Here is an 11,580-nt window from a genome sequence, read left to right on the forward strand (position 1 = left end):
GCCTGGCGCTTGAGGTGGCCCGGATAAGGCAACGCCGCATCCGGGAAGAGGTGAATTACGCCAGATAACTTGCCGCGAGACCGATAAACAGTACCAGCCCCACATAGTTATTATTCATAAACGCCTTAAAACAGGCGTCGCGATCGCGATTCACAATCAGCTTCTGCTGATAAACAAACAGCGCACCCGCAATAATAACCGCCCCGTAGAATTGCCAGCCTAAGCCATTGAGCGCACCGATCGCCACCATCAGCGCCAGCACCGCCACCTGCAATATGCCGATGATTAACTTATCGTGGCGTCCAAAGAGAATAGCGGTCGACTTGATACCGATTTTCAGATCATCGTCGCGATCCACCATGGCGTACTGCGTATCGTAGGCCACCGCCCACAAGATATTGGCAAGAAACATAACCCAGCAACTCAGCGGCACCGACTCACTCACCGCGGCAAAGGCCATCGGAATCGACCAGCCAAACGCCGCCCCCAGCACCACCTGCGGCAAATGGGTATAACGCTTCATAAACGGATAAACCCAGGCAAGCAGAAGCGCCGCAACGGAGAGCAGAATGGTCATCGTGTTAAGCGTCAACACCAGTGCAAACGCCAGCACCACCAATACCACAAACAGTACGCGCGCTTCGTTTTCCGTGACCGCCCCGCTGGGCAGCGGACGATTAGCCGTACGTTTCACATGCCCGTCAAATTTACGATCTGCATAGTCATTTACCACACAGCCTGCCGCACGCATCAACCAGACCCCCGCCACAAACACCAGCAGGATCCACAGGGGAGGAACGCCCGGCGTTGCAACCCACAGTGCCCACAGCGTTGGCCAGAGCAGCAGCAACGCACCAATGGGCTTGTCCGTGCGCATGAGTCGATGAAAGGCCAGCAGCTTATTCTGCGAGAGACTCCACTCCATTTTTTTTCCTCTTAGTACAGCGGTGACGCAGGCAAAAACAGTTCAGTCAGCAGGAGAGGTTTTCCCCCCAGGCGCAAGCGGGAGCGTCTTCCCCACAGCGTGTCATAGCGACCAACCTCAATAAAATCTCGTGTCAGCGTAGATGATGTAAAGAGATAACGCCCAAGCGGCGTAGTACCCAGCTTCTGCAGCGCAAGTTCCGGCCCGGTCAGCGTAGACTCCGGCACCACGGTTCGCCCGGCAAGCCAGGGTTCGCCGTCAGCGCACAGCAGGATCTCCCGCAGCCAGTACCGCGTATCGTCAGGCAGCAAATGGCGCTCGCCATCAAGCATATCGGACGTCACAAACCCTTCCTGGATAAGCGTCACAGACACCTGTTTACCCTGTTGCTCAAAACGTTTCGTCATGGAATCTTCCAGCAACAGCCAGTCCAGTTGCTGCGGGTCGAGCGCGGGAAGTGCGTCAAAATAGCGTAGCGCACGCAGTTGCGTAAGCGCGGGGTGTGACATGCCTTACTCTCCAATACATAACGTCACATTATTGTATCGCAGAACAGGCTGCCTCGTGCGGGGAACTTCATTCAGTTTTCATAAGCGCAACAGATATGCAACAGCGTCGTTGCGCCAGAAAAAAGGGTGCGTCAGGCGACGCACCAGTTGTTGCAAACATCAGCATTGCGGGGAGACGGTTACCCCTTGCCTTTTACACTGCTGATAAAGGTTTTCCGGGCGGATGTAGACCCGAGACGCTCAGCTTCATTCAGTAATTTCAGTGCCTTATCGATATCACCTTTTGCGGCGGCCTGTTTAATGGCCTGGTTGAAATAGCTTTCAGTGTCATTCAGCATCGGCTCACTTTTCGCGGCAGGCGCAGGCGCAGAGGTCGGCGCGGTAGCCACCGCAGCAGGTGCGGCCGCTGGTGCGCTATAAGCGGTGGCAGGCGCGGCGGTGTTGCCCACCGTCACCGGCCCTGGTCCGGATGAACCAAACAATGGGCCAACCAGCACGCTGGAACCGCTGTTGGTTTTCACTTTCAGTTTCACCACGCCCTCAGTAACGTGACGGGCTATCGGATCGGGGATATCCGGTACCGCGTTACCCGTTCCTTTGGCGTAGGATTTGGCCGGGTCCATCAGTTTGGTGGTCTGGCGCAGATCGTTTTCGGTTGTGAAGACCAGCAGATAGATTTTTTGCTGGCCCAGCGCAGGCGTCAGGCGCATCACCCCTTCCAGCCTGTCGGCACTCATCACTCCCGGCTCCTGATAGGTAAAGAAGCTGCTGGGGAAGTACGCGGCAGGTGACATGTTCTGGTCAAGAACCAACACATTGGGCGCAAAAACGCTGGTTTGTTTATTCACTTCACTGCTGAGCGTGAGCGTCAGTTCACCGATGTTCGCCGGGACACTGTATGCGGCCACCGGGCCACTGATACCCGCCACATTCAGGCGCTGGCCCGTGGTGGCAAGCTCAGTTGTTTGTGTTTTGCTTTGATCGACAGGCGTCCAGCTCAGTTGCTGGAGTGCGGAGGCCGGAATGGCAGGGGCCGCCGTGGTATTTTGCGGGACAATGTTAACATCTGCGAAGCTAACCCCAGGCGCTGCGGCGAGTAAACCCGCGGTCAGGCACAGGGCGACGAAACTTTTTTTCATTTTCATTGTTATCACCTTCTTTACGAGAGACAACTAACGCCCGGCAATAGCGCACTGTCTCGAAGAATTGAGGGGCTTACGCCCCTCTTGTTTCGGTACGTCAGGTGGCGAGGATTACCACCAGATTTCCATCTGGGCGCCGAAGCTCCACTCGTCGTTATCACCACGGCTGAAGGTTTTCGCGGAGGTATCGCGATACGCTACGCCAGAGGTGTAACCAGCACCGGAATCGCTGTTGGCATAACCCCATTTCTCATCCCACTTCGCGTAGGTTGCGAAAAGACGAATTGCCGGACGAGACCAGATGCTGTCGCCAGCCTGCCACTGTTGGGCCAGGGTGATTTTGTACTGGTTGTTGGTGTCGCTGGTGCGCTGGGATTTGACGTTGTCATAACCCAGTTCCAGCAGGGTGCTCATGATCGGTGTCCATTTGTACATAGGACGTACGCCCACGGTCCACCACTTGGTACCGTTGTTGTCGTCACGGTTGATGTCCTGGTACATACCGACATACATCAGGTCCCAGTTGTCAGCGAGGTTGATTGCCCCGTGATCCAGCACGCGCCACAGTGAACCGTTGTTGTTGATGCTGCCGCCCTGCGGAATACCTTTACCGTTAGAGGTCATGGAGTCTGTTGCGTACTGCAGTACAAACTTGTTGTAACCTTTCATCATGCTCTGGGTATGTTCAGCGGTGAACATCCAGCCATCTTTCGATGCGCCCGGCGCCAGGTCATATTTGTCCGGCAGGTTGGTGTGACCGTAATCCACACCAAACTCCAGCGTACCGCCAGGGTTGACAGCCATTTGCGCTAAACGCACGTCGAAGACGTCGTTCGGCACCAGGTTGTCATATACGCGATTACCAAGTGAATCACGGTCAGCGAAAGTACCGGAACCACCCGCTTCAGACGAACGGGTTGCCGCTAAAGAAAGTTTACCGAAACCAACATCAACGTTTTCAAGACCGGCACCAGGACCAGAGATATCCCAGTAGTAGAAGTCGATCATGTGAACGTCATGACGTTGATAGAAGCGTTTACCTGCCCAGATGGTGGAGCCCGGCAGCGCGTCGATCAGGTTTTTACCCTGAACGTTGGCTTCACGGAACGCAGGGCTGGTCGCTTCCCAGTCATTACGTTGGGCAACGGAGTAGGCTACGTTGGTATCGAAGTAGAAGCTCTTGTCGCCTTCTTTCCATACTTCCTGGCCCAGTTTCAGTTCGGCGTAGGTTTCGCATTCGTTACCAAGACGATACTTACTTTGAGCACCGGTGGCCTGGAAGCACTGCTGCTCGCCGCCGCTGCCGGTCCAGCCAATACCCGAACGGGCATAGCCTTTAAAATCGACAGCGCCCGCCTGGGCAGACAAAATGCCCGCGGCGATGGCGATTGCCAGTGGAACTTTGCGCAGAGTAGTCATCATTCTATCTCCTGAGATCATTGCTTTTCTTTAAACACCTCACCTCTCGGGCTGCCTCTTCGTTGGCTGCAACCGCGAACGGTTTGGCGTTTTGCTTTTTTAATGGGAGACCTTAAACGCCCGGCTCTTTATGCAACCGACGACAGGCCGTACCATCCTCGCGGAACAGATGGCAGCGCTCTGGCGGCAAGCCGATAGCGAATGTGGCCCCCTCTTCTACCAACACCACGTCATTCTGGCGGTAGACCAGGTTTTGACGGATGGCGGGGATCTGGATGTGAATTTGCGTTTCGTGGCCTAGCTGTTCGACGACCTGAACTTCGCCTTCCAGGGTGACATCAGCGATGTCGCTTGGCAGCAGGTGTTCAGGGCGAATACCGAGTGACATATTGCTGCCGACCTGCACATTGGCGCTGTCGACAGGCAGCCAGACCCGCAGGCGGTTAGGCAGCTCGACCTGGACTTGTTCAATGGCGGTGGCCGTTACCTTCACCGGCAGGAAATTCATTTTTGGCGAACCAATAAACCCGGCGACAAAGCGGTCTGACGGATAGTGGTAAAGCTCAAGTGGTTTACCCACCTGCGCGACGCGACCGGCGTCCAGCACCACGATTTTGTCAGCGAGCGTCATCGCTTCTACCTGATCGTGGGTGACGTAAATCATCGTGCGGCCGAGGCGCTTATGCAGACGCGAAATCTCAATACGCATCTGCACACGCAGCGCGGCATCGAGGTTGGAAAGCGGTTCGTCCAGCAGGAAAACGCGCGGTTCTGCCACCAGCGTACGACCAATTGCCACGCGCTGACGCTGACCGCCAGACAAGGCTTTCGGTTTACGCTCCAGCAAATGCGCCAGTTGCAGGACTTCTGCGACCTGGGTGACCCGCTGGTTGATGACCTCTTTTTTCGCCCCGGCCAGCTTTAAGCCGAATGACATGTTCTCCGCCACAGAAAGGTGCGGATAAAGTGCATAAGACTGAAACACCATGCCCACGCCGCGCTCGGCGGGTGGGATATCGTTCATACGAGCATCGCCAATAAACAAATCGCCGCTGGTAATGGTTTCCAGACCCGCAATCATGCGCAGCAGCGTCGACTTCCCACAGCCTGACGGACCGACAAATACCACGAATTCTCCTTCGTGGATGTCGAGATTGATGTCTTTTGACACCACCACATCGCCCCAGGCTTTCGTTACATTCCGCAGCTGTACGCTCGCCATGCCCCTCTCCCTTCGTTACAACCTGTCACTTACAGAAACATTCAAGATGGGCTGACTATGGGCTATTGATAACGCTGGCGAATCCTCCACCCCCTCGCTTTTTTATGGGGGAGGAGACGGGAGGATGAGAGGGACGAGTCTGCCCCGCGTTGCCGGGGGCTGAGGCGATTTTCGTGACGCAGACGGCAAAAATCGGTGTGTTTTTATGTGCGCTGACACACATAAAGAAACTTTATGTAACAGAGATCACACAAATCCACCCAGGGGCGTAGGGGTAAGGAGGATGAGAAGCGCTTGCCAACAAAGGAGACTACACCCCGTTAGACCACCAAACATATCCACGAGCACATCACCTAAAGGACGGGATATATGAAATTCAAAACAGGCGCACGCATCCTCGCATTGTCCGCACTGACGACGATGATGTTCTCCGCTTCTGCCCTCGCAAAGATTGAAGAAGGTAAGCTGGTTATCTGGATCAACGGCGACAAAGGCTATAACGGCCTGGCCGAAGTGGGTAAAAAATTCGAGAAAGATACCGGTATTAAGGTCACCGTTGAGCACCCGGACAAGCTGGAAGAGAAATTCCCGCAAGTTGCAGCGACCGGCGATGGCCCGGACATTATTTTCTGGGCTCATGACCGTTTTGGCGGCTACGCACAGTCTGGCCTGCTGGCGGAAGTGACCCCGGATAAAGCCTTCCAGGACAAGTTATTCCCGTTCACCTGGGATGCAGTGCGTTATAACGGCAAGCTGATCGCCTACCCGGTCGCCGTGGAGTCCCTCTCACTGATTTACAACAAAGATCTCGTGCCGAACCCGCCAAAAACCTGGGAAGAGATCCCGGCGCTGGATAAAGAGCTGAAAGCGAAAGGTAAGAGCGCGCTGATGTTCAACCTGCAAGAGCCGTACTTCACCTGGCCGCTGATTGCCGCTGACGGCGGTTACGCCTTCAAGTTTGAAAACGGCAAATATGACGTGAAAGACGTTGGCGTGGACAGCGCTGGCGCGAAAGCGGGTCTGAGCTTCCTGGTTAAGCTCATAAAAGACAAACATATGAATGCGGATACGGATTACTCCATCGCCGAAGCCGCGTTTAACAAAGGCGAAACTGCGCTGACCATTAACGGTCCGTGGGCGTGGGGCAACATTGATAAGAGCAAAATCAACTACGGCGTGACCTCTTTGCCCACCTTTAAAGGCAAAGCGTCCAAACCGTTCGTTGGTGTGCTGAGTGCCGGTATTAACGCCGCCAGCCCGAATAAAGAACTGGCAAAAGAGTTTCTGGAAAACTACCTGCTGACCGATCAGGGTCTGGATGAAGTGAATAAAGACAAACCACTCGGCGCGGTAGCACTGAAATCCTTCCAGGACCAGTTAGCGAAAGATCCACGTATCGCGGCAACAATGGATAACGCCCAGAAAGGCGAAATCATGCCGAACATTCCGCAGATGGCCGCCTTCTGGTACGCCACCCGCACCGCCGTGATCAACGCAGTGAGTGGTCGTCAGACCGTCGATGCCGCGCTGAAAGACGCACAGGGTCGTATTACTAAGTAAGACTGTAGTCCCTTATTTCTCAGGAAGTAAGGATTGTTAAATACGTTGTTTACACGAAATCATTCGTGTTGCATCGAGGCGGCAAGGATGCAAATCCCCAGGAGCTTACAAAAGTAAGTGACTGGGGTGCGCATCCGCAGCCAACAAAGAGGCAACGCGAAGGATGAAGTGTAAAGAGGAAACTCCCCCATGGATGTCATTAAAAAGAAGCACTGGTGGCAAAGTGACGCGCTGAAATGGTCAGTGATAGGTCTGCTGGGCTTACTGGTGGGGTACCTTGTAGTTTTAATGTATGCACAAGGGGAATATCTTTTCGCCATCACGACGCTGATTTTAAGCTCGGCTGGCCTGTACATTTTTGCGAACCGTAAAACCTACGCCTGGCGCTATGTCTATCCAGGCCTTGCCGGGATGGGGCTGTTTGTCCTGTTTCCCTTGATTTGTACCATCGCCATTGCGTTCACGAACTACAGCAGCACCCACCAGCTCACGCAAGAACGCGCGCAGCAGGTGCTGATGGACCGCTCTTATCAGGCGGGAAAAACCTATAACTTTGCGCTTTTCCCGGCAGAGGGAAGCTGGCGACTGGCGCTGACCGACGGTGAAAGCGGCAAAAACTATCTTTCGGACGCCTTTAAACTCGGTGGCGAGCAAAAAATCGTCTTAAAAGAGACGGATACCCTGCCTGCGGGCGAACGTGGCACCCTGCGTGACGTCACGCAAAACCGCACCGCGCTTAACCAGCTTACCGCCGTATTGCCAGATAACAGCAATGTTGTGATGAGCTCACTGCGTCAGTTCTCTGGTACCACGCCGCTGTACAGCATGGCGGAAGATGGCACGCTCACCAATAAGCAGAGCGGTGTGAAATACCGTCCCAATAACACTCTCGGTTTCTATCAGGCTATTAACGCTGATAACAGTTGGGGCGATGAAAAACTCAGCCCAGGCTACACCGTGACCATTGGCTGGGATAACTTCATGCGCGTCTTTACCGATGAAGGTATCCAGAAACCGTTTATTGAGATTTTCGTCTGGACGGTGGTCTTCTCGCTGTTAACCGTCGTGTTGACCGTCGCCGTCGGCATGGTACTGGCCTGTCTGGTGCAGTGGGAATCGCTGAAAGGCAAGGCCATCTACCGCGTCCTGCTGATTCTGCCTTACGCCGTGCCGTCCTTTATTTCCATTCTGATCTTCAAGGGGCTGTTTAACCAGAGCTTCGGTGAGATCAACATGATGCTGAGTGCGCTGTTTGGTATCAAACCGGCGTGGTTTAGCGACCCGACCACAGCACGTTCGATGATCATCATCGTCAACACCTGGCTCGGTTATCCGTACATGATGATTCTGTGCATGGGGCTGCTGAAAGCGATTCCGGACGATTTGTATGAAGCCTCGGCAATGGATGGCGCCGGGCCGTTCCAGAATTTCTTCCGCATCACCTTCCCGCTGCTGATCAAGCCGCTCACGCCGCTGATGATCGCCAGTTTCGCCTTTAACTTTAATAACTTCGTGTTGATTCAGTTGTTGACCAACGGTGGCCCGGACCGTATCGGCACCACCACGCCTGCGGGCTATACCGACCTGCTGGTCAGCTACACCTACCGCATTGCCTTTGAGGGTGGCGGTGGGCAAGATTTTGGCCTCGCGGCCGCTATCGCCACGCTGATTTTCTTGCTGGTTGGCGCGCTTGCCATCATCAATCTGAAAGCCACACGCATGAAATTTGATTAAGGAGGGCGATGATTATGGCAATGGTCCAGGCGAAATCGCAAAAATTAAGGTTATTCGTTACCCATTTGTTATTGCTGGTATTTATCGCCGCAATTATGTTCCCGCTGCTGATGGTGATCACCATCTCTCTGCGTGAAGGCAACTTCGCCACCGGGAGCCTGATTCCGGAAAGCATCTCGTGGGAACACTGGAAACTGGCGCTGGGCTTTAGCGTGGAGCACGCCGATGGCCGTGTGACGCCGCCCCCCTTCCCGGTGCTGCTGTGGTTGTGGAACTCCATCAAGATCGCAGCGATTACCGCCATCGGTGTCGTGGCGCTCTCAACTACCTGTGCGTATGCCTTTGCCCGTATGCGCTTTCCTGGCAAAGCGACGCTGTTGAAAGGGATGCTGATTTTCCAGATGTTCCCGGCGGTGCTGTCGCTGGTGGCTCTGTATGCCTTGTTTGACCGTCTGGGCCAGTACATTCCGTTTATCGGCCTGAACACGCACGGCGGGGTTATTTTCGCCTATATGGGCGGCATCGCCCTGCACGTCTGGACGATTAAAGGTTATTTCGAAACGATCGACAACTCGCTGGAGGAAGCGGCAGCGCTGGATGGCGCAACGCCGTGGCAGGCATTCCGTCTTGTGCTGTTGCCGTTGTCAGTACCGATTCTGGCGGTCGTGTTCATTCTGTCGTTTATCGCCGCGATCACCGAAGTGCCAGTAGCCTCGTTGCTACTGCGCGATGTCAACAGCTACACCCTGGCCGTTGGCATGCAGCAATACCTCAACCCGCAAAACTATCTGTGGGGCGACTTTGCAGCCGCTGCGGTGCTGTCAGCTATTCCGATTACGGTTGTCTTCCTGCTTGCGCAGCGTTGGCTGGTTAACGGCCTCACCGCAGGCGGTGTAAAAGGTTAATTTTCATCGTCATACTCTAAATAATTCGCGTGGCAGGAAGGCGGCAAATGAGAGAGTCACCGGTAGCTTACTGGAGTAAGTGACCGGGGTGAACGAGTGTAGCCAACGCATCTGCAACGTGAAGTATGACGAGTATATATGCCACTGTAGTCCTCATTGGAATATTGACCCGAACTCTAAATAATTCGGGTTGCAGGAAGGCGGCAAGAGAGAGCATCCCCGGAAACTTACCCAACGTAGGTGACGGGGGTAAACGAGGCCGCCAACCCCCCCTGCAAACCGATATATGGCGAGTTAACTTGTGACTGTTGTTAGGCGCTCCCCGGAGCGCCATTTTTTTATTCACGTTTCAGACGCTTAGAGTTACACAACCACAAGGTGATCACGAGAAGCAGGATCGCGCCAGAGTAGATCAGCACGTCCATTGGCGATTTATGATCGACGATGATCAGCCGCACAATCGCGGTGATCCCAATGTAGATAAAATAACGAAGCGGGAAGTGAAAACCTGACTGAAAGTACTTCACAATCAGCGCGATAAATTCAAAGTAAAGAAAGTAGACCACCAGTCCTTCCACCAGCGCATACTTGCTGGTTTGTTCAGGCGCGAAAAGGACATCCGCCAGATGCAGCGTCTCCTTACCCAGAAAGACAACCAGAATCAGGCCAAGACTCAGTAAACCCAGATTCAACACGGTCTGGAGAACGGTGGAGATAAACTCAACGCGTGGACGAACAGTTAGCGATGGCATTGTCATACCGGCACCTCATTCTCAGTGACGAGCTTTCTGTATAACGCAAAAATGTGATCCAGATCTAGATTTTTTGCTTATATTTTGTGCTCTATCGTGGTGACATATCGCCCTGCAAGCACAGCAACAGGGAGTAAAAAACATAATGCTTACAATCTGTCAGGCACAGGTTAACAATGCTGAACTGCTCCACGATATGGCATATGCCAGCTACACCCATCATTTCGCCCATTTGTGGCAGAACAAAGATGAACTGGCGAATTTTCTCGCGCAAGAATACGCACTGCCCGTTTTACAGCAGAGTCTGCAGGACGAGGGGTGCTGCTGGCTGATTGCTGCCAGCGATGGTATCCCGGTCGGCTTTGCCAAATTCAGTTGGCATGCTGCCGCCAGCCCCCAGGGCCCGTCAGGAACGCTACTGCATAAACTCTATTTTCTGCCGCAGGCGACCGGTAAAGGTTATGGGGAAGGTGTTATCCAGGAGGTAACCCGTCGCGCGCGGGAACATGGCGAACGCTTCCTGTGGCTGGAAGTGTTGGATGCCAACCCGCAGGCCCGTCGATTCTATGAACGCCAGGGATTTGAACATGTGCGGGATACCGTGTTCAGTACCGCCTCGCAGCAGAGCACGCTGCATATTCTGGGCAAAGTCATTTAAGGAGATGGGATGGGTGCGAAGATGCGGCAGGCCGCTATCCGTAACGTGGTTTGCGGTGAGAATGTGGTGATCTATGACCCGGTGAATCTGTATGACTGCGAACTGGCAGAAGACGTTTTCATCGGACCTTTTGTCGAAATTCAGGGGCATACGAAAATCGGTGCGGGCAGCAAAGTCCAGTCTCACAGTTTTATCTGCGAATATGTGACTATTGGCGAGCGCTGTTTTATTGGTCATGGCGTGATGTTCGCTAACGATATGTTTCGTGAAGGCAAACCCAACCCGGACAGGGATAGCTGGGGAAATATCGTGGTGGGTAATGATGTGTCGATTGGCAGCGGCGCCACCATTCTGGCAGTGACCATTTGCGATGGCGTGGTGATTGGTGCCGGCAGCGTGGTCACCAAATCGATTACTGAGAAAGGGGTTTACGCGGGTAATCCGGCGAAGCTGTTGCGGCGCTTGTAGACCCCCGGCAGCGCTGCGCTTGCCGGGGCTACACGCCCAGTCGTAGATAGTGAGCGTCTTCAACCTTGTTAGTCACGGCTGACTCATTTTCCCGCATGACAACCACAGCGACAACTTTGTGCCCCCTGGCGCAGAGCATGCAGCGAGGGGGTTGAGTCCCCGCTGAAATCGGTGAGACGAAGACCCGATGACAAGGTCAGGCCGCCAGGGATGGCGGACTGAGGTTTGTCGAGACAGGACAAAATCGTCCGGAACGATTTTGAACAACGCAACGCGTTGGCCCGAA

Annotated in this window: 12 protein-coding genes; 5 read left to right on the top strand and 7 right to left on the bottom strand. The window is 54.2% G+C overall.

Going from position 1 to position 11,580, the window contains the following annotated elements; all coding sequences use genetic code 11:
- Positions 1-55 precede the first annotated feature (55 nt).
- The 5 genes from ubiA to malK all read right to left on the bottom strand — a co-directional run bounded on the left by ubiA (position 56) and on the right by malK (position 5,217).
- The gene (gene ubiA, locus ABIB59_RS21150) at positions 56-925 is read right to left on the bottom strand and encodes a 4-hydroxybenzoate octaprenyltransferase (RefSeq protein ID WP_071194361.1); all 870 of its coding nucleotides are present in this window, start codon (positions 923-925) and stop codon (positions 56-58) included.
- A gap of 11 nt (positions 926-936) precedes the next feature.
- Complete coding sequence (gene ubiC / locus ABIB59_RS21155; protein ID WP_039077918.1) at positions 937-1,434, bottom strand: chorismate lyase; 498 nt, start codon at positions 1,432-1,434, stop codon at positions 937-939.
- A gap of 179 nt (positions 1,435-1,613) precedes the next feature.
- On the bottom strand, positions 1,614-2,579 hold the full coding sequence (gene malM / locus ABIB59_RS21160; RefSeq protein WP_334750087.1) for a maltose operon protein MalM: 966 nt from the start codon (positions 2,577-2,579) through the stop codon (positions 1,614-1,616).
- Positions 2,580-2,687: 108 nt separating this feature from the next.
- Positions 2,688-3,998 (bottom strand): maltoporin, encoded by a 1,311-nt coding sequence (locus tag ABIB59_RS21165; protein WP_354036917.1) that lies wholly within the window; start codon positions 3,996-3,998, stop codon positions 2,688-2,690.
- A 109-nt stretch (positions 3,999-4,107) separates the two neighbouring features.
- On the bottom strand, positions 4,108-5,217 hold the full coding sequence (gene malK, locus ABIB59_RS21170; protein WP_354036919.1) for a maltose/maltodextrin ABC transporter ATP-binding protein MalK: 1,110 nt from the start codon (positions 5,215-5,217) through the stop codon (positions 4,108-4,110).
- Positions 5,218-5,586: 369 nt separating this feature from the next.
- On the opposite strand from malK, the gene malE reads away from it, so the two are divergent.
- The 3 genes from malE to malG all read left to right on the top strand — a co-directional run bounded on the left by malE (position 5,587) and on the right by malG (position 9,416).
- Complete coding sequence (gene malE, locus ABIB59_RS21175) at positions 5,587-6,777, top strand: maltose/maltodextrin ABC transporter substrate-binding protein MalE (RefSeq protein ID WP_039077922.1); 1,191 nt, start codon at positions 5,587-5,589, stop codon at positions 6,775-6,777.
- A gap of 189 nt (positions 6,778-6,966) precedes the next feature.
- A complete protein-coding gene (gene malF / locus ABIB59_RS21180) occupies positions 6,967-8,511 on the top strand; it encodes a maltose ABC transporter permease MalF (RefSeq protein WP_039077923.1) in 1,545 nt (514 codons plus the stop codon).
- Between the two features lie 14 nt (positions 8,512-8,525).
- Positions 8,526-9,416, top strand: coding sequence for a maltose ABC transporter permease MalG (gene malG / locus ABIB59_RS21185; protein WP_039077937.1), 891 nt, complete (start codon positions 8,526-8,528; stop codon positions 9,414-9,416).
- A gap of 338 nt (positions 9,417-9,754) precedes the next feature.
- On the opposite strand, the gene psiE is transcribed toward malG, so the two are convergent.
- Complete coding sequence (gene psiE / locus ABIB59_RS21190) at positions 9,755-10,168, bottom strand: phosphate-starvation-inducible protein PsiE (RefSeq protein ID WP_039077938.1); 414 nt, start codon at positions 10,166-10,168, stop codon at positions 9,755-9,757.
- A gap of 145 nt (positions 10,169-10,313) precedes the next feature.
- On the opposite strand from psiE, the gene ABIB59_RS21195 reads away from it, so the two are divergent.
- Both ABIB59_RS21195 and ABIB59_RS21200 read left to right on the top strand, forming a co-directional pair.
- Positions 10,314-10,826, top strand: a complete 513-nt coding sequence (locus ABIB59_RS21195; RefSeq protein WP_079497648.1) for a GNAT family N-acetyltransferase — start codon at positions 10,314-10,316, stop codon at positions 10,824-10,826.
- Positions 10,827-10,847: 21 nt separating this feature from the next.
- Entirely contained in the window at positions 10,848-11,294 is a 447-nt protein-coding gene (locus ABIB59_RS21200) for an acyltransferase (protein WP_354036935.1), read from the top strand.
- Between the two features lie 83 nt (positions 11,295-11,377).
- Here the strand turns inward: ABIB59_RS21200 and ABIB59_RS21205 are convergent.
- Positions 11,378-11,580: hypothetical protein (locus ABIB59_RS21205; RefSeq protein ID WP_354036922.1), on the bottom strand; the 203-nt coding region annotated here is incomplete at its 5' end.

The organism is Citrobacter sp. UYEF32 (genome assembly GCF_040546205.1).
Taxonomy (GTDB): Bacteria; Pseudomonadota; Gammaproteobacteria; order Enterobacterales; family Enterobacteriaceae; genus Phytobacter; species Phytobacter diazotrophicus.